Here is a 16,206-nt window from a genome sequence, read left to right as displayed (position 1 = left end):
CCATGGCCGGAGAAAAAAATACGTCGCGCCGCCGTTTCCTGCTCCGCGGCCTGGGTCTCGGCGTGGCCGGCGTGGGTGCCCTGGTGCTGGGCTGGGGCGTGTTGCCGCCGCGCCAGCGCCTGCATGGCAGCGTGCCGCTGCCGCTCCAGGATGGCGCCGTGGCGCTGAACGGCTGGCTGGCCATCGGCACCGATGGCACGGTGACCCTGGCCATGCCGCGCAGCGAGATGGGGCAGGGTGTGCACACGGCCTTGCCGATGCTGGTCGCAGAGGAGCTCGACGTGCCTTTGAGCAGCGTGAAGCTGATCCAGGCGCCCATGGACAAGATCTTTGGCAATGTCGCCATGCTCCAGGACGGCTTGCCTTTCCACCCGGACGACCAGGGCCGCGTAAAAGCGCTGGCCCAGTGGACGGTGGCCAAGGCGGCGCGCGAGCTGGGCGTGATTGTCACGGGCGGCTCGTCGAGCGTGAAGGATGGCTGGGGTCCCATGCGCGAAGCGGGCGCGTCGGCGCGCGCCATGCTGGTGGGGGCCGCCGCCGCGTTGTGGCAGGTGCCGGCTGCGCAGTGCCGCACGGAAAATGGCGCAGTGCTGCACCCGGATGGCCGGCGCGCCAGCTACGCCAGCCTGGCGCAGCGCGCCGCCGCAATCGACCCGGGCACGCCCGTGCTGAAGCTGCCCAGGGATTTCAAATTGATCGGCCAGCCGGCGCCGCGCCGCGACACGCCATCCAAAGTCAATGGCAGCGCGCGTTTCGGCATCGATGCGCGCCCGCCCGGCATGCTGTATGCGGCCCTGCATCTGCCGCCGCGCCTGGGCGATATCCTGTCCGCGTTCGACGCGGCGCCCGTGCTGGCCATGCCCGGGGTGAAAAAGGTGCTGGACCTGACGCCGCACCTGGCTCAGCGCAGCGTCTCGTGTGCCGCCGTGGTGGCCGACACCTGGTGGCGCGCCAGGCAGGCGGCGGCCGCCTTGCCGACGCAGTGGAAGGCTGGCCCGCAGGCGAATTTGTCCAGCGCCGGCGTGTATGCGGAGTTTGCCCGCCTGCTCGATAGCGAAGCGGGCTATGCCTATCACGCCAGCGGCCAGGTGGAAAGCAAGGCCGTGCAGGGCATGCGGCAGGTTAGCGCCGAGTACCGCGCGCCATTCCTCGCGCACGCCGCCATGGAACCCGTCAACTGCACCGCGCAAGTCAAGGATGGCAAGGTGATGCTGTGGGTCTCGACGCAGGCGCCCGGCATCGCCGTCGACGTGGCGGCGAAAGTGGCCGGCGTCGCTGCGAAGGACGTCGTCATCGAGGTGCTGCTGCTCGGTGGCGGTTTTGGCCGCCGCCTGGAAGTGGACATGATCGCCCAGGCCGTGGCCATCGCACTGCAGTGCGGCGGCGCGCCCGTGCAGCTGGTGTGGACGCGCGAACAGGATACGCAGCACGATATGTACCGTCCCGCCGCGCTGGCCCGCTTTGCGGCCCGCCTCGATGAACACGGCCGCATCGCTTCCTGGGACAACAAATCCGTCAGCGGCTCCATCACGCACCAGTTTTTGCAGCGTAATTTCGGCTTGCCCGGTGCGGGGCCGGACAAGACCACGGCCGAAGGCGAATTCGACATGCCGTATGAAATTGCCAGCCAGCGCATCGCCCACGTGATCGCCGACAGTCCTGTGCCCATCGGTTACTGGCGCTCGGTGGGACACTCGCACAACGCTTTTTTCAAGGAAAGCTTTATCGACGAACTGGCCCACGCGGCGGGGCAGGATGGCATTGCTTTCCGCCGTGCCATGCTGGTGCGGCACCCGCGCCACCTTGCCGTGCTCGATGCGGCAGTTGCCAAGGCGGGAATGCCTCCGCCCGGCCATGCGCATGGCGTGGCCTTGCATCAGTCGTTCGGCAGCATCGTGGCGCAAGTGGCGCAGGTGTCCGTGGAAAACGGAGAAATCCGCGTGCAGCGCGTGGTGTGCGCCATCGATTGCGGCATCGCCGTCAATCCGAACATCATCGCCCAGCAGATGGAGTCGGCCGTGCTGTTTGGCCTGTCAGCGGCGCTGGGTGGCGAGATCACCTTCAAGGAGGGGAAAGTCGAGCAGGCTAACTTCCACGACTATCCCGTGCTGCGCATGGGGCAAACGCCCGAGGTGGAAACCGTCATCATCGCCAGCGCCGAGCATCCGGAAGGCGTGGGAGAGCCCGGTACGCCGCCGATTGCGCCGGCCGTGGCCAACGCCGTGTTCAGTTTGACGGGGAAACGGCTGCGCAGCCTGCCGCTGCGCCTGGGTTAATTTACATCAAGCCAGGGTGGCGGCGAGGAGGTTGCGCAGATTGCAGTCGCGCTGCCAGTCTCGCCGCTCCTGCGTGCTGGCGGCCAGCGCCGCCAGTTCCGCCCCGCTGAGGGCCTGCTGCGCCTGCACCATGCGGTGCGCCAGGCCGCCGTCGGGCAGCACGGTGCCGAAGAAGGCCACGTTGTCCTCGTGCTGGATCAGCAGGGTGGGGAAGTTGTCGATGTCGAGGTCGCCCACCACGTCGGCCTGGTCTTCGATGTCGACCCAGACGAAGACGGTGTCAGGATGGCGCGCGGCCAGTTCCTCGAATGTGGCGCGGTAGCTGCCGCAAGTGCCGCACCACAGCGCGCACAGGCAGGCCACCGTCCAGCGCGGGCCGGCCAGGGCTGCCGCGACGTCGGCGCGGTTATCGGTCGTGAGGGTCAGGCTGTGCATGGTCGTATCTGGTTAGTAGGGCGCCGGGCGCCCGATGCGCGTATTCTACCGCGCCCGGCCACCGCAGTCCCGGGAATGCATGGGCTTGTTTATCCGTGTTTTTTGATGCAATACACCTTTCTGGTGGATAATGCTGGTAATTGCGCGCTGATTACGCTGGCCCATGCTGTTTCCTGGCCCCGCAGCCTGACCCCTCCAGTCTGTTTTCATGCCCTGCCCGGTGTCAGCGCTCCCGCCTTTATTTATTTTTATTATGGAATTAGCCAGCTTATGTTGAGTTACCGCCACGCCTTTCACGCGGGTAATCACGCCGATGTGTTGAAACATTATGTGCAGATTCAGTTGTTGCAATATCTGAATCAAAAAGATACCGCCTATAGCTATATTGATACCCACTCCGGCGCGGGCGTGTATGCGCTCGACGGCGGCTATGCGTCGAAAAATGCCGAGTACGAAACGGGCATCGCGCCCCTGTGGGATCGCACGGACTTGCCGGCCTCGCTGGCCGAGTACATGAAGCTGATCAAGGAAATGAATCCGAGCGGCAAGATGCGTTATTACCCGGGGTCGCCGTACTGCGCGGACAAGGTCAGCCGCGAGCAAGACCGTCTGCGCCTGTTCGAGCTGCATCCGGCGGACGCAAAGATTCTGGCCGACAACTTCCGCAAGGTCGAGGCGCATGCGCTGGCCCAGGGCGAGCGTCCTACCGTGCGCGGCAAGCGCGTCATCATCACCAAGGCGGACGGTTTCCAGAGTCTGAAAGCCCTGCTGCCGCCGCCATCGCGCCGCGCGCTGGTGCTGATCGACCCGCCATATGAAGACAAGATGGATTACCGCAAGGTCAAGGACACCCTGGCCGACGCCCTCGTGCGCTTCCCTTCGGGCATGTATGCCGTCTGGTACCCGGTGCTGCAGCGCATGGAATCGCGCCAGTTCGCCGACAAGCTCAAGCAATTGCCCAGCTCGGACTGGCTGCACGTGACCCTGACGGTCAACACCCCGTCGCCGGACGGTTTTGGCTTGCACAGCAGTGGCATGTTCATCTTGAACCCGCCATACACGCTGGAGCCGATGTTGCGCGAAGTCATGCCGTACCTGGTGAAGGTGCTGGGCCGCGACGATGGCGCGAAGTTCGTATTGGAAACGGGCAAGGGCGGACAGAAAAATACCGGTACAAGAAGAGTGTAATCATATTTCTCTTGGTAGTGCTGTAATAAAAAACGCCACGGGCAATGTACCCGTGGCGTTTTTTTATGGGCGGGGGATTACTGTCCCAGCAGCAAGAACACGGTCGGTTTCTTGTGGAAGTCAGGTGCCTTGCCGGCGGCCAATTGTTTCCTCCACTGGCCGCCATTCCACGTTTGCACGCTTTCCGTGTCCAGACTCAGGTCGGTGGCGACGCAGATCAGGGTCGACGGTGCGCATTGCGCCACCAGCGCTTCGAGCATGGCCGCATTGCGGTACGGCGTTTCGATGAACAGCTGGGTCTGCTTTTCATTGCGCGAACGCACTTCCAGTTCCTTGATGCGCTTGGCGCGCAGGGCCGCGTCCGTGGGCAGGTAGCCGTTGAAGGCGAAGCTCTGGCCGTTCAAGCCGCTGGCCATCACGGCCAGCAGGATCGACGATGGGCCCACCAGCGGGCGCACCTTGATGCCGTGCTGATGCGCCAGGCGCACCAGGTCGGCGCCGGGGTCGGCCACGGCGGGTACGCCTGCTTCCGAGACGAGGCCCGCATCGCGCCCCGCCAGCAGGGGTGCCAGCAAGCCGGTCAGCGCTTGCGCCGGGGTATTTACGTTAAGTTCGGAAATCGTGATTTCCTGCAGCGGCTTGGCCAGCGGATGCTGGTTGCCGATCAGTTTCAGGAAGGCGCGCGCCGTCTTGGCGTTTTCCGCCACGAAATAATCGAGCTGCGACGTGATCTGCCGTACTTGCTCTGGAATGATGTGGGCCAGCGGGTCGGCCGGGCTGTCGGACAGGCCGAGGTGGTTGGGAATCAGGTACAGGGTGCCGGTCATATTGTTATTGTCGGTAAATTAAAGGGTGAAAAACGCGACGCCCGCCTTGCGCAGCATGCCGGTGAGGGCGATCAGCGGCAAGCCGGTCAGGGCGGTCGGGTCAACGCTGTCGATGCGCTCGAGCAGGGCGATGCCCAGGCCCTCGTTCTTGGCGCTGCCGGCGCAATCGTACGGCTGCTCGATGCGCAGGTAGGCATCCAGCTCGGCATCGGGCAAGTCGCGCACGGTGACGAGGGTCTGGATATCTTCCACTTGCGCCACAGGCGGACTCTGGCGGCCATCGAGCAGGCACAGGGCCGTGTGGAACACGGTCTGGCGCCCGCGCATGGTTTGCAGCTGCAGCAGGGCATTCGCATGGTTGCCCGGCTTGCCGATCTGCGCGCCATCCAGGGTGGCGACCTGGTCGGAGCCGATGACGAGGCTGCGAGGGTAGCGGTCGAGCACGGCCTGCGCCTTTGCCTGGGCCAGGCGCAGGGCCGTGGCGCTGGGGCTTTCGCCTGGCAGCGGGCTTTCGTCGAGATCGGGCACGGCGACCTCGAAAGGCAGGCGCAGGCGTTGCAGCAATTCCTTGCGGTAGGTCGAACTCGATGCAAGAATCAAGCGCAATGGGACGGAAGTTGGTATCATTCGGTAGTGGATGGCGGCCGGCATGGCCGCGCTGGTCGATGTCAGTGGAATTTCACGCAAATTCCAGGGCGCAGAGCCCACAACTGAGGCTCCATGCGGCATGACGGTGTTGATGAAGTTGTCATGTTTATGGCAATGATTGCGTCAAAAAAGATGCTTAGCCTTTGACTCCGTGCTAAAAACCCTGTTATTATCGCAGGTTTTCCGGGGAAATTTTCTACCAATGAATGCTTTTGTGATCGACGCCTTTGATTTTTGTCGTATCAGCGGGAGCCGCGAGGGTGTAACTCCTGTCGCTGAAATGACCCGGTTGACCAAGGATTGTGCAGATAGTTCCGGCGAGATCGCCTGGAAGATCGTCGGCGGCACCAGCAAGCTGGGCTACCCACAACTGACCTTGTCGGTCAACGGCACCGTTCAGCTGGTTTGCCAGCGCTGCCTGACTCCGTATGCTTACGCAATTGATTCGACGACCACTCTGATGCTGGGCAAGGATGACGAGCACGCGGACGAGATCGAAGAAATCATCAACGATGAATCGATCGACGTGATCGTCGGCAGCCGCAGCATGGATGCCGCGGCCCTGATCGAAGATGAAGCCTTGCTGGCCCTGCCGCAGGTACCCAAACACGACGTCTGCCCCGATACGGCGCAGCTCGATGCTCTCAAGACTGAAAAGAAGTCGCCGTTTGCGGCCCTGAAAGACTTGAAGCCAGAATAAGTTAAGAGAATAAGTAGTAGTGGTAGTTTGTAGGGGGCCTCAAAAACCGTAGCGAGCGGCCCAATATCGTCTTGAGTAGCGCAAGCGTACGGAAGTACTTTGAGCAACGCCGAGGCGATAGTGGGACGCGCAGTAGGTTTGTGAGGCTCCGCTTAGAGAACGTGTCAAACGCGTGTAGTAATCGAGTATGGCAAGTGTAGTGAAATGTAATTGTAATAAACGATGTCGGTCCGGGCTATTTTCGGGTAGTCTTTGCCGCTGGGATACTCGATTCGCATGTATTTGCTAATCGATTGTGCTAAAATTTTAGAACTTATGTATTAGGAGTCATCATGGCAGTTCAACAGAACAAGAAAACCCCTTCCAAGCGCGGCATGCACCGTTCGCACGACTTCCTGGTCGCGCCGCAATTGAGCGTCGAGCCAGTTACCGGCGAAACACACATGCGTCACCATATCAGCCCTAACGGCTTCTATCGTGGCCGTAAAGTGTTGAAGACCAAAAACGACGAGTAATCGACGTTTTTGTTGGGTAAGATGAAAGCGGTGTTGCGTGGTTATTCGGCGTGGCGCCGCTTCTTCTTTTTTATCGGCTGCAATTCATCTTGCGCACCCGTCATTTTGAATCAAGCTTGCTCAGGCGGTGCATGACATGCTGCGCCCTGCATATGCTCCAGTCCGATTCACATCTTGCCGCACGCCCGCAGCGGTATTGAATCAACACAAATGACAATCAAAATTTCTATCGACTGCATGGGCGGAGATCACGGTCCCTCAGTCACTATCCCCGCAGCAATTTCCTTCGTAAAACATGAGCCTGAAGCTGAACTGATCCTTGTTGGATTGGAAGACGTGATCCGTGCCGAACTGAAAAAACATAAAGCCGACACGCATCCGCGCCTGTCGGTATTGCATGCCTCCGAACAAGTTACCATGGACGATCCCCTGGAAGTGGCCCTGCGCCGCAAGAAGGATTCCTCCATGCGCGTGGCCATCGAACAGGTCAAGAACGGCGTGGCGCAAGCCTCCGTTTCCGCCGGTAATACGGCAGCCCTGATGGCTGTGTCGCGCTATGTATTGAAAACCATGTCCGGCGTCGACCGCCCGGCCATCTGCAGCATCTTGCCGAATCAAAAGAACGGCCCCACCTACATGCTGGACCTGGGCGCCAACGTCGATTGCGAACCGCATCACTTGCACCAGTTCGCCATCATGGGTTCCGTGCTGGTGTCCGCCATGGAAGGCATCGCACGCCCGACGATCGGCTTGCTGAACGTGGGCACGGAAGATATCAAGGGCAATGAAGTGGTCAAGCTCACCTCGAAGCTGCTGCAGGCCGACCACGAGCGTGGCGCGCTGAACTTCTACGGCAACGTGGAAGGCAACGATATCTTCAAGGGCACGACCGATATCGTCGTCTGCGACGGTTTTGTCGGCAATGTCACCCTGAAAGCCATCGAAGGTCTGGCGCGCTTCATGAAAGACGTGCTCACTTCCGAATTCAAGCGCAATCCGATCACCATGCTGGGCGCGCTGATCGCCCGCGGGGCCCTGAAAGCCATCGGCAACCGCTTGAATCCATCGCGTTACAACGGCGCCAGCCTGCTGGGCTTGCGTGGCCTCGTCTTCAAGAGCCATGGCAGCGCCGATGCCTATTCGTTCGAATGGGCCTTGCGCCGCGCCTTTGATGCGGCAAAAAATGACGTGCAAGCGCACCTGGCCAGCCTGATCGCCGAGCTGATGCCGCGCACGCCAGTACCGGACGAACCTACATCAACAAGCTCTACCATTTAGTGGACGGGTATTTGCATGACTGTTTTTAGCAAAACTTACAGCAAAATTATCGGTACCGGCAGCTACTTGCCGGAGAAGCGCGTCACCAACCAGGATTTGACCGAACAGCTCGCCGCCAAGGGCATCGAGACGTCGGATGAATGGATCGTATCGCGCAGCGGCATTTCGGCGCGCCATTATGCGGCGCCGTCGCAAAACTCCTCGGACCTGGGCGTGGAAGCGGCCAAAAAGGCCCTGGAAATGGCTGGCCTGAACGGCAATGACCTGGACCTGATCATCGTTGCCAGCTCGACTCCCGATTTCTTCGGCAGCTTCCCCAGCACGGCTTGCATCGTGCAAAACAAGCTGGGCATCACGAACAACTGCGCTGCCGTCGACGTGCAAGCCGTCTGCAGCGGTTTCGTGTATGCGGTCGCCACGGCCGACAGCTTCATCCAGTCGGGCATGCACAAGAATGTGCTGGTGATCGGCGCCGAAGTGTTTTCGCGCATCCTCAATTTCGACGACCGCGGCACCTGCGTGCTGTTCGGCGACGGCGCTGGCGCCATCGTCATGACGGCCTCCAAGGAGCCGGGCATCCTGGCCACCAAGCTGCACGCGGATGGCCGCCACTCGAACATCCTCAGCGTGCCGGGCAGCCTGGCTGGCGGCGCGCTGGACGGCAGCGCCTTCCTCTACATGGATGGCCCGGCCGTATTCAAGCTGGCCGTGTCCGTGCTGGAAAAGGTCGCGCACGAAGCGCTGGAACACGCCAACATGACGTCGGACCAGATCGACTGGCTGATCCCGCACCAGGCGAATATCCGCATCATGAACAGCACGGCCAAGAAACTTGGCTTGCCGCTGGAGAAGATGGTTGTCACCGTCGACCAGCATGGCAACACCTCGGCCGCCTCGATCCCGCTGGCGCTCGACATCGCCGTGCGCGATGGTCGCGTCAAGAAGGGCGACAACGTCATGATGGAAGGCGTGGGCGGCGGCTTTACCTGGGGCGCCGTGCTGGCGCGCATGTAATCCCGTAACACTATTAAAAAAACGGAGTCGACATGACACAATTTGCATTTGTTTTCCCAGGTCAAGGCTCGCAAGCGATTGCGATGCTCGACGGTTTCGCCGGCAACCCCGTGGTTGCGCAGACCGTTGCCGAAGCGTCGGACGCCCTGCAATTCGACCTGGGCAAGCTGATCGCCGAAGGTCCGAAGGAAGAACTCGATCTCACCACCAATACGCAGCCGGTGATGCTGACGGCGGCCGTGGCTTTCTATCGCGCCTGGCTGGCGGCCGGCGGCCCCGTGCCGACGGTCGTGGCCGGTCACAGCCTCGGTGAATACTCGGCGCTGGTCGCCGCCGGCGTCATCCCGTTCAAGGATGCCGTGCCGCTCGTGCGTTTCCGCGCGCAAGCCATGCAGGAAGCCGTGCCCGTCGGGCAGGGCACGATGGCTGTCGTGCTGGGCCTGTCGGATGACGACGTGCGCGCCGCCTGTGCGGAAGCGGCGGCGGAAAACCCGGCCCTGGTGGTCGAGCCCGTCAATTTCAATGCGCCAGCACAAGTCGTCATCGCCGGCCATACGGCGGCCGTCGAGCGTGCCTGCGAACTGGCCAAGGCCAAGGGCGCCAAGCGCGCCATGAAGCTGCCCGTCTCCGCGCCATTCCACTCGTCGCTGCTGAAGCCCGCATCGGACCGTTTGCGCGAATACATGGCCGGCTTGACGTTCTCGGCGCCGCAGATCGCCCTGATCAACAACGTCGACGTGGCCATCGTCAACGATGTGGCCGGCATCAAGGATGCACTGGTGCGCCAGGCAGCCAGCCCCGTGCGCTGGGTGGAAACCATGCAAAAAGTGGCGGCCGACGGCATCACGCAAGTGATCGAGTGCGGTCCGGGCAAGGTCCTGATGGGCCTGGCCAAGCGCATCGATCCGGTGCTGGTGGGCGACGCCATCGTCGATCAGGCATCGCTGGAACGCATTTTGACGCAGCTCAAATAAACATCAGACCGCGGCAGCCTGCCTGCCGCGGTTGCTCTTAAGGATACTCATGAATTTAGCAAATCAAGTCGTGCTGGTCACGGGCGCCTCGCGCGGCATCGGCCGCGCCATCGCCACCGAACTGGGCAAGCAGGGTGCCACCGTGGTCGGCACCGCCACCTCGGAAAGCGGCGCGCAAGCCATCACCGATTACCTGGCCGCCGAAGGCGTGACAGGCAAAGGTCTGGTGCTGAACGTGACCGATGCGGCGCGCTGCGCTGCCGTCGTCGATGAGGTGCAGAAAACCTACGGCAGCCTGTCGATCCTGGTCAACAATGCAGGCATCACGCAAGACCAGCTGGCCATGCGCATGAAGGATGAAGAGTGGGACAGCGTCATTTCCACCAACCTGTCGGCCGTCGGCCGCCTGTCGCGTGCCGTGTTGCGCGGCATGATGAAAGCCAAAACTGGGCGTATCATCAATATCACGTCGGTGGTGGCTTCGTCGGGTAATCCTGGGCAAATGAATTACGCGGCGGCCAAGGCCGGCGTGGAAGGCATGAGCCGCGCCCTGGCGCGCGAAATCGGCAGCCGCAACATTACCGTGAACTGCATCGCCCCGGGCTTCATCGATACCGACATGACCAAGGCGCTGAGCGAAGAGCAGCACGCAGCCCTGTTGACGCAAATTCCCCTGTCCCGCCTGGGCAAGCCGGAAGACGTGGCAGCGGCGGTGGCCTTTTTGGCTTCGCCGCAAGCGGCGTATATCACGGGCACAACCCTGCACGTGAACGGTGGAATGTACATGAATTGATGTGAAAGCTAGACGGGGCGGGCGTTTGTGGCATGATTCAACGGCCGTTTTTGTCTATAATCGCATCTTTTAGCAGCAGCTTCGGTCGAATTAGCAGCAGACACCGAAATTAGTATTCGGACGCGCAAACCTGATAAAATGCGCGCACTTTCCGTAACACACACTTTGGAGCCATAACATGTCGGATATCGAACAACGCGTTAAGAAAATCGTCGCTGAGCAACTGGGCGTTGCAGAAGCAGACATCAAAATCGAATCCTCCTTCGTCGACGATCTCGGCGCCGATTCCCTGGACACCGTGGAACTGGTCATGGCCCTGGAAGACGAATTCGAAATGGAAATCCCTGACGAACAAGCTGAAAAAATCACCACCGTGCAACAGGCGATCGACTACGCCACTGCACACGTCAAGGCCTAAGCCTGTCTGACCGACTTCAGGAGAATCGCTTGAGCCGTTCTAAAAACCGTCGTGTTGTTGTCACCGGCCTGGGCTGCGTTTCACCTGTCGGCAATACTATTGCCGAGGCGTGGGGCGCAATCATTGAAGGTAAATCCGGCATTGCCACGATTACCAAGTTCGATGCACTGCCATTCACCACGCATTTTGCTGGTGAAGTCAAAGGCTTCAATATCGAAGAGTACATCTCCGGTAAGGAAGCCCGCCACATGGATACCTTTATCCATTACGGCATGGCTGCGGGCATCCAGGCGATGCAGGACTCCGGTCTGGAAGTCACCGAAGAGAACGCCGAGCGTATCGGCGTGATCATCGGTTCCGGTATCGGTGGCTTGCCGCTGATCGAAGACACCAAGTCCGAGTACGAAAAGCGCGGTCCGCGCCGTATCTCGCCATTTTTCGTGCCTGCCTCGATCATTAACATGATCTCTGGCAACCTTTCGATCAAATATGGTCTGAAGGGCCCGAACCTGGCGATCGTTACAGCGTGTACTACCGGTTTGCACAGCATCGGTGCCGCAGCGCGCATGATCGAGTACGGCGATGCCGACGTCATGATCGCCGGCGGTGCTGAATCGACCGTGTCGCCACTGGGCCTGGGCGGTTTCGCTTCGGCGCGTGCCTTGTCGACCCGCAACGACGATCCGGCAACGGCATCGCGTCCGTGGGATACCGACCGCGACGGCTTCGTGCTGGGCGAGGGCGCTGGCGTCATGGTGCTGGAAGAGTACGAGCACGCGGTGGCCCGTGGTGCCAAGATATATGCCGAAGTGCATGGTTTCGGGATGAGCGCAGATGCTTATCACATGACCTCGCCGCTGGAAGATGGTAGCGGCGGCAGCAAATCGGTGATCGCGGCCCTCAACAACGCTGGCTTGAACGCGGATCAGATTCAGTACCTGAACGCGCACGGCACGTCGACCCCGCAAGGCGACGTGGCGGAAGTGATGGGCATCAAGCGCACCTTCGGCGAGCACGCCAAGAATCTGGTCGTCAACTCGACCAAGTCGATGACGGGCCATTTGCTGGGCGGCGCGGGCGGTCTGGAAGCGGTGTTTACGGTCCTGGCATTGCACCATCAGGTGTCGCCACCGACCATCAACATCTTCAACCAGGATCCGGCTTGCGATCTCGATTTCTGTGCCAACACGGCGCGTGATATGAAGATCGATTATGCAGTGAAGAATTCGTTCGGCTTCGGCGGAACGAATGGCACGCTGATTTTCGGTAAGGCGAAATAAGCAGGAACTTTCAAGCGCTCGCTACGGTCAAACTGTAGTGAGCGCTGATTCGGCGCCAACGTTCGTTGGCGCCTGAATTTGCCCGGCATGGTGTCGGCGCGCCTTTTTTTCCCATGAAGTATGTCTATCGCAGTAGCGGCTGTCATTCGCACGCCTGTCTGTTTGCGCCTGTTACAAGCGGCGCTGGGGCTGTGCGCGGTGCTGGCCGCCTGGCCCTTGAGCGGTGCGTGGCGCGTTGCTGCCGTGTCCGGTCAGCTGGTGGGCGGCTACGCGCTGGGCTGGAGTGCTGCGCTGCTGAGTGCGGCTGGCGGCGTGTTTTTGCTGGCTTTGCTGCGCCGGCGCAGAAAGCCGCAGGCGCTTGATATTTCGCCGGTTGGCCAGGTGCGCCTGGCGGTATATCTGGAGCGTGGCGAGGTGCCGGGGGCTATTGCTGACGGGGGAGCGGAGCCGGCCGGGCCGGGACTTGCGGGGGTGCAGGGGCTGCGCCTGTTGCCGGGCTCGACCTTGTGGCCGTCGCTGCTCGTGCTGTGCCTGGCCGATGCGGCCGGGCGGCGCACGGATGTGCTGGTGCAGCGTGGCGGCAGCTGCGCCGCCTTCCGTCCGCTGGCCGTGGCTTGCCGGGCGATCGCGGCGCGGAACAGGGAAGAATAAAAGTGCGGCGAACACTGAACTTCTTGCAGCGGGCCAACTCTATATCCATACAGGCGCCCACGCTGCATGACTACAGGGACATCGGGCGTGAGGACAGAGCGCGAGTATGATCAGTTACTGGTCGAGCGGGTACAGGCTGGCGACAAACGGGCATTTGATGTGCTGGTATCGAAATATCAGCGCCGCTTGATGCGCCTGGTGTCGCGCCTCGTGCATGACCCGGCGGAGGCCGAAGATGTGGTGCAGGAAACCTTTATCAAGGCCTACCGGGCGCTGCGCCATTTTCGCGGCGAGGCTGCCTTTTATACGTGGTTGTACCGCATCGGCATCAATACGGCCAAGAATTATCTCGTCATGCAGGGGCGGCGCGCCGCCACGTCCAGCGATACCGACGCCGAGCAGGCGGAGTCTTTCGATGACGGTAATAAATTGCGCGATAACAATACACCCGAATCGGTGCTGGCCAGCAAGCAGATTGCCGCCACCGTCAATGCGGCCATGGATGTGCTGCCCATCGAGTTGCGCACGGCCATCGTGCTGCGCGAGATCGAGGGCCTGAGCTATGAGGAAATATCGGAGATCATGGCGTGCCCCATCGGCACCGTGCGCAGCCGGATTTTTCGCGCGCGCGAAGTGATTGCGGAGAAATTGAAGCCATTGCTGGACATGCCGATTGACAAGCGCTGGTAATCTGGGGAGTATGAGGTTGGCATGGCTGCGTCCGTTTTCCGCACCGACCCTCTTGAAATGGCAGGATCCATCATGGATACGCACACACGATTGCACGAGACTATTTCCGCGCTGGCCGATGGCGAGCTGGCGGCGAACGAACTCGAACTGGCTTTTGCCGCCCTCGATACGCCATCGGGACGGCAAGCCTGGGATGCCTATCGCCATATCGGTGACGTGCTGCGCTCGGAGCAGTACGGCCATGCCTTGAGCACCCAGTTCGATGCGCGCCTGGCCAGCCGCCTGGCCGCCGAGCCGGCGCCCGATGAGCCGGCTGCCCATGCGGAACCGTTGCTGCCCCTGTCCACGGCCATCGTGCCGCCGGGCGCGGCCGAACCGCTGGAGGCGGGGCCGCTGGCGCAGCGCTAGCTGTCGCGTTTTCCATCTTATGCCAGGCTTAACGTTCCTGTCACTCTCTTGACACTGGCCTTCGGTACGATTGACACTGTGCACAGGCAATATCTTGCTTTTGCGATATATTGTTGCTGCCATGCGCGCTGTCAGGTGAGTTTGCCCCTGGTTTCCCGTCATGACGGCGCAATCATGCGCGCAGGCAATTGCCTGATCCGCGTTTTGATCCGTTTACCGTTTATATATACTCGAAAAGATCCTTTCCATGAAAAAAAACATGTGTGCCGCCAGCAAGTCGTTTTCAGTGAAGACGCTTTCCGCCTTATTGTTCGGTACGGCTGGCGTCTTCCTTGCTCCCACCATGCTGGGCCTTGCGCCGCAGGCGCAGGCCGCCGTGCCTTCCGTGAAACTGCCTGATTTTTCTGACCTGGTCGATGCCGTCGGCCCGGCCGTGGTGAATATCCGCACCACCGAGCGCCTGAAAATGGGCGCCGCCGGGGCTGGCGTGGGCGGCCAGGATGAACAGGAAATGCAGGAATTCCTGCGCCGCTTCTTTGGCGGCGCCATGCCCACGCCGCGCCAGCAGGCGCCACGCGGCGGCCGCCGCGCCGTGCCGCAGGAGCAGGAAGTGCAGCGCGGTGTCGGTTCCGGCTTCATCATCTCGGCCGATGGCTATGTGCTGAGCAATGCCCACGTGGTCGATGGCGCCGACGAGGTGTACGTGACCTTGACGGACAAGCGCGAATTCAAGGCCAAGGTGATTGGTGCCGATGCGCGTACCGACGTTGCTCTGCTGAAAATCGAGGGCGGCAACCTGCCGCGCCTGACCATCGGCGACTCGGACAAGATCCGCGTGGGCGAGTGGGTCATCGCCATCGGCTCGCCGTTCAACCTGGAGAACACGGTGACGGCCGGCATCATTTCCGCCAAGTCGCGCGACACGGGTGACTACTTGCCGCTGATCCAGAGCGACGTGGCCGTCAACCCTGGCAACTCGGGCGGTCCGCTGATCAATATGCGCGGCGAAGTGATCGGCATCAATTCGCAGATCGCCACCTTGTCCGGCGCCTACAATGGCATTTCGTTTGCCGTGCCCATCGATGAAGCCATGCGCGTGGGCGAGCAGCTGAAAAAGACGGGCAAGGTTGTGCGCGGGCGCATCGGCGTGCAGATTGGCGAAGTGAGCAAGGACGTGGCGGAATCGCTGGGTTTGCCGAATGCCAAGGGCGCGCAAGTATCGATGGTGGAGCCGGGCGGTCCGGCCGACAAGGCGGGCATCAAGCCGGGCGATATCATCCTGAAATTCAACGGTGCTCAGATCGAGCGTTCGTCCGATCTGCCGCGCCTGGTAGGCGGTGCCGCCGTCAACGGCAAATCCACGATAACGGTCTGGCGCAAGGGCGCGCAGCAGGATATTCCCGTCACCGTCGTCGAGCTGGAAAGCGAGAAGACGGCGAAGAAGGGCGCCAAGGAGCCGGAAGCGCAAGCCGTCAACGCACTGGGGCTGAAGGTCAGCGATGTGCCGGCCGCGAAGAAGCTGGAATTGAAGATCGACGCGGGCGTGCTGGTCGACGAGGCGGATGGCGTGGCGGCCCTGGCTGGCCTGCAGCCTGGCGATGTGATCTTGCAATTGAATAACGTTGCCGTGAAAGACGCCAAGCAATTCAACGCCCTGGTCGCCAAGCTCGATCCGAAAAAGACATCGGCCGTGCTGGTGCGCCGTGGCGACGTGGCGCAATTCGTTTCGCTGCGTCCATCAGCGAAGTAACTATGTGATCATCCCGCATTCCGGCCGCAGCCGGGATGCGGTATTCTTCCCGCTATGCACTTCACCCTCTATTCCCGCAGTTATTGCCATTTATGCCAGGATATGCTCGATGCCTTGCTCCTGCTGCAGCCGCCTGAAAAACCGTTTACCGTGGACGTGATCGATATCGATGCCTCGCCCGATGCCTCGCTGCTGGCCCGTTTCGATGAACTGGTGCCGGTGCTGTTTGGCGACCTGGCGCAGCCCGAGCTATGTCATTATTTTCTTGATGAAGAGGCTGTGCGGCGCTGCTTGACGTAGCTTAACTGTCAATATTGACACTGCATTGCACCATTCTGGTGCCGAAAACAGCCGAAAATGT

Annotated in this window: 18 protein-coding genes; 15 read left to right on the top strand and 3 right to left on the bottom strand. The window is 61.2% G+C overall.

Annotated elements, in window-relative coordinates:
• Positions 1–2: 2 nt before the first annotated feature.
• Complete coding sequence (locus U0004_RS20645; RefSeq protein ID WP_070255359.1) at positions 3–2,276, top strand: xanthine dehydrogenase family protein molybdopterin-binding subunit; 2,274 nt, start codon at positions 3–5, stop codon at positions 2,274–2,276.
• A 6-nt stretch (positions 2,277–2,282) separates the two neighbouring features.
• On the opposite strand, the gene U0004_RS20640 is transcribed toward U0004_RS20645, so the two are convergent.
• Positions 2,283–2,711, bottom strand: coding sequence for a thioredoxin family protein (locus U0004_RS20640; RefSeq protein WP_034779256.1), 429 nt, complete (start codon positions 2,709–2,711; stop codon positions 2,283–2,285).
• Positions 2,712–2,981: 270 nt separating this feature from the next.
• On the opposite strand from U0004_RS20640, the gene U0004_RS20635 reads away from it, so the two are divergent.
• Positions 2,982–3,899, top strand: coding sequence for a 23S rRNA (adenine(2030)-N(6))-methyltransferase RlmJ (locus U0004_RS20635; RefSeq protein ID WP_070255356.1), 918 nt, complete (start codon positions 2,982–2,984; stop codon positions 3,897–3,899).
• A gap of 77 nt (positions 3,900–3,976) precedes the next feature.
• Here U0004_RS20635 and U0004_RS20630 read toward each other — a convergent pair whose 3' ends face one another.
• Together U0004_RS20630 and U0004_RS20625 are read right to left on the bottom strand one after the other, a co-directional pair.
• Entirely contained in the window at positions 3,977–4,726 is a 750-nt protein-coding gene (locus U0004_RS20630) for an SAM-dependent methyltransferase (RefSeq protein ID WP_070255353.1), read from the bottom strand.
• Between the two features lie 18 nt (positions 4,727–4,744).
• A complete protein-coding gene (locus tag U0004_RS20625) occupies positions 4,745–5,353 on the bottom strand; it encodes a Maf-like protein (protein WP_070255350.1) in 609 nt (202 codons plus the stop codon).
• Positions 5,354–5,576: 223 nt separating this feature from the next.
• Here U0004_RS20625 and U0004_RS20620 point away from each other — a divergent pair, with 223 nt between their 5' ends.
• The 13 genes from U0004_RS20620 to U0004_RS20560 all read left to right on the top strand — a co-directional run bounded on the left by U0004_RS20620 (position 5,577) and on the right by U0004_RS20560 (position 16,145).
• Positions 5,577–6,074: a YceD family protein gene (locus U0004_RS20620; protein ID WP_034779242.1), complete on the top strand. Its 498-nt coding sequence runs from the start codon at positions 5,577–5,579 to the stop codon at positions 6,072–6,074.
• 332 nt (positions 6,075–6,406) lie between these two features.
• Positions 6,407–6,589 (top strand): 50S ribosomal protein L32, encoded by a 183-nt coding sequence (gene rpmF, locus U0004_RS20615; RefSeq protein WP_034749653.1) that lies wholly within the window; start codon positions 6,407–6,409, stop codon positions 6,587–6,589.
• 210 nt (positions 6,590–6,799) lie between these two features.
• Complete coding sequence (plsX, locus tag U0004_RS20610) at positions 6,800–7,867, top strand: phosphate acyltransferase PlsX (protein ID WP_034779241.1); 1,068 nt, start codon at positions 6,800–6,802, stop codon at positions 7,865–7,867.
• A 15-nt stretch (positions 7,868–7,882) separates the two neighbouring features.
• Positions 7,883–8,881 (top strand): beta-ketoacyl-ACP synthase III, encoded by a 999-nt coding sequence (locus U0004_RS20605; protein WP_034779239.1) that lies wholly within the window; start codon positions 7,883–7,885, stop codon positions 8,879–8,881.
• 32 nt (positions 8,882–8,913) lie between these two features.
• Entirely contained in the window at positions 8,914–9,855 is a 942-nt protein-coding gene (fabD, locus tag U0004_RS20600) for an ACP S-malonyltransferase (protein WP_070255347.1), read from the top strand.
• A 49-nt stretch (positions 9,856–9,904) separates the two neighbouring features.
• On the top strand, positions 9,905–10,648 hold the full coding sequence (fabG, locus tag U0004_RS20595) for a 3-oxoacyl-ACP reductase FabG (protein WP_034749638.1): 744 nt from the start codon (positions 9,905–9,907) through the stop codon (positions 10,646–10,648).
• A gap of 178 nt (positions 10,649–10,826) precedes the next feature.
• Complete coding sequence (gene acpP, locus U0004_RS20590; RefSeq protein ID WP_008449912.1) at positions 10,827–11,066, top strand: acyl carrier protein; 240 nt, start codon at positions 10,827–10,829, stop codon at positions 11,064–11,066.
• Positions 11,067–11,095: 29 nt separating this feature from the next.
• Positions 11,096–12,346, top strand: a complete 1,251-nt coding sequence (gene fabF / locus U0004_RS20585; RefSeq protein ID WP_070255345.1) for a beta-ketoacyl-ACP synthase II — start codon at positions 11,096–11,098, stop codon at positions 12,344–12,346.
• 162 nt (positions 12,347–12,508) lie between these two features.
• Positions 12,509–12,997 carry a hypothetical protein gene (locus tag U0004_RS20580; protein WP_070255342.1) on the top strand — a complete coding sequence of 163 codons (489 nt, stop codon included), beginning with the start codon at positions 12,509–12,511 and terminating at the stop codon, positions 12,995–12,997.
• 66 nt (positions 12,998–13,063) lie between these two features.
• Positions 13,064–13,687, top strand: a complete 624-nt coding sequence (gene rpoE / locus U0004_RS20575) for an RNA polymerase sigma factor RpoE (protein WP_070255339.1) — start codon at positions 13,064–13,066, stop codon at positions 13,685–13,687.
• A gap of 72 nt (positions 13,688–13,759) precedes the next feature.
• A complete protein-coding gene (locus tag U0004_RS20570; protein ID WP_070255336.1) occupies positions 13,760–14,095 on the top strand; it encodes a sigma-E factor negative regulatory protein in 336 nt (111 codons plus the stop codon).
• 247 nt (positions 14,096–14,342) lie between these two features.
• Positions 14,343–15,845: a DegQ family serine endoprotease gene (locus U0004_RS20565; protein WP_070255333.1), complete on the top strand. Its 1,503-nt coding sequence runs from the start codon at positions 14,343–14,345 to the stop codon at positions 15,843–15,845.
• Positions 15,846–15,899: 54 nt separating this feature from the next.
• Positions 15,900–16,145 (top strand): glutaredoxin family protein, encoded by a 246-nt coding sequence (locus U0004_RS20560; RefSeq protein ID WP_070255330.1) that lies wholly within the window; start codon positions 15,900–15,902, stop codon positions 16,143–16,145.
• The last annotated feature ends 61 nt before the right edge of the window (positions 16,146–16,206 follow it).

This window comes from Janthinobacterium lividum, assembly GCF_034424625.1.
Lineage (GTDB): Bacteria > Pseudomonadota > Gammaproteobacteria > Burkholderiales > Burkholderiaceae_D > Janthinobacterium > Janthinobacterium lividum.
This window is presented reverse-complemented; position numbering and strand designations above follow the sequence as displayed.

Bases quoted from the DNA above. Each gene is read 5' to 3' on its own strand.
- U0004_RS20645 (WP_070255359.1), top strand. From the start codon at position 3: ATGGCCGGAGAAAAAAATACGTCGCGCCGCCGTTTCCTGCTCCGCGGC.
- U0004_RS20640 (WP_034779256.1), bottom strand. From the start codon at position 2,711: ATGCACAGCCTGACCCTCACGACCGATAACCGCGCCGACGTCGCGGCA.
- U0004_RS20635 (WP_070255356.1), top strand. From the start codon at position 2,982: ATGTTGAGTTACCGCCACGCCTTTCACGCGGGTAATCACGCCGATGTG.
- U0004_RS20630 (WP_070255353.1), bottom strand. From the start codon at position 4,726: ATGACCGGCACCCTGTACCTGATTCCCAACCACCTCGGCCTGTCCGAC.
- U0004_RS20625 (WP_070255350.1), bottom strand. From the start codon at position 5,353: ATGATACCAACTTCCGTCCCATTGCGCTTGATTCTTGCATCGAGTTCG.
- U0004_RS20620 (WP_034779242.1), top strand. From the start codon at position 5,577: ATGAATGCTTTTGTGATCGACGCCTTTGATTTTTGTCGTATCAGCGGG.
- rpmF (WP_034749653.1), top strand. From the start codon at position 6,407: ATGGCAGTTCAACAGAACAAGAAAACCCCTTCCAAGCGCGGCATGCAC.
- plsX (WP_034779241.1), top strand. From the start codon at position 6,800: ATGACAATCAAAATTTCTATCGACTGCATGGGCGGAGATCACGGTCCC.
- U0004_RS20605 (WP_034779239.1), top strand. From the start codon at position 7,883: ATGACTGTTTTTAGCAAAACTTACAGCAAAATTATCGGTACCGGCAGC.
- fabD (WP_070255347.1), top strand. From the start codon at position 8,914: ATGACACAATTTGCATTTGTTTTCCCAGGTCAAGGCTCGCAAGCGATT.
- fabG (WP_034749638.1), top strand. From the start codon at position 9,905: ATGAATTTAGCAAATCAAGTCGTGCTGGTCACGGGCGCCTCGCGCGGC.
- acpP (WP_008449912.1), top strand. From the start codon at position 10,827: ATGTCGGATATCGAACAACGCGTTAAGAAAATCGTCGCTGAGCAACTG.
- rpoE (WP_070255339.1), top strand. From the start codon at position 13,064: ATGACTACAGGGACATCGGGCGTGAGGACAGAGCGCGAGTATGATCAG.
- U0004_RS20570 (WP_070255336.1), top strand. From the start codon at position 13,760: ATGGATACGCACACACGATTGCACGAGACTATTTCCGCGCTGGCCGAT.
- U0004_RS20565 (WP_070255333.1), top strand. From the start codon at position 14,343: ATGAAAAAAAACATGTGTGCCGCCAGCAAGTCGTTTTCAGTGAAGACG.
- U0004_RS20560 (WP_070255330.1), top strand. From the start codon at position 15,900: ATGCACTTCACCCTCTATTCCCGCAGTTATTGCCATTTATGCCAGGAT.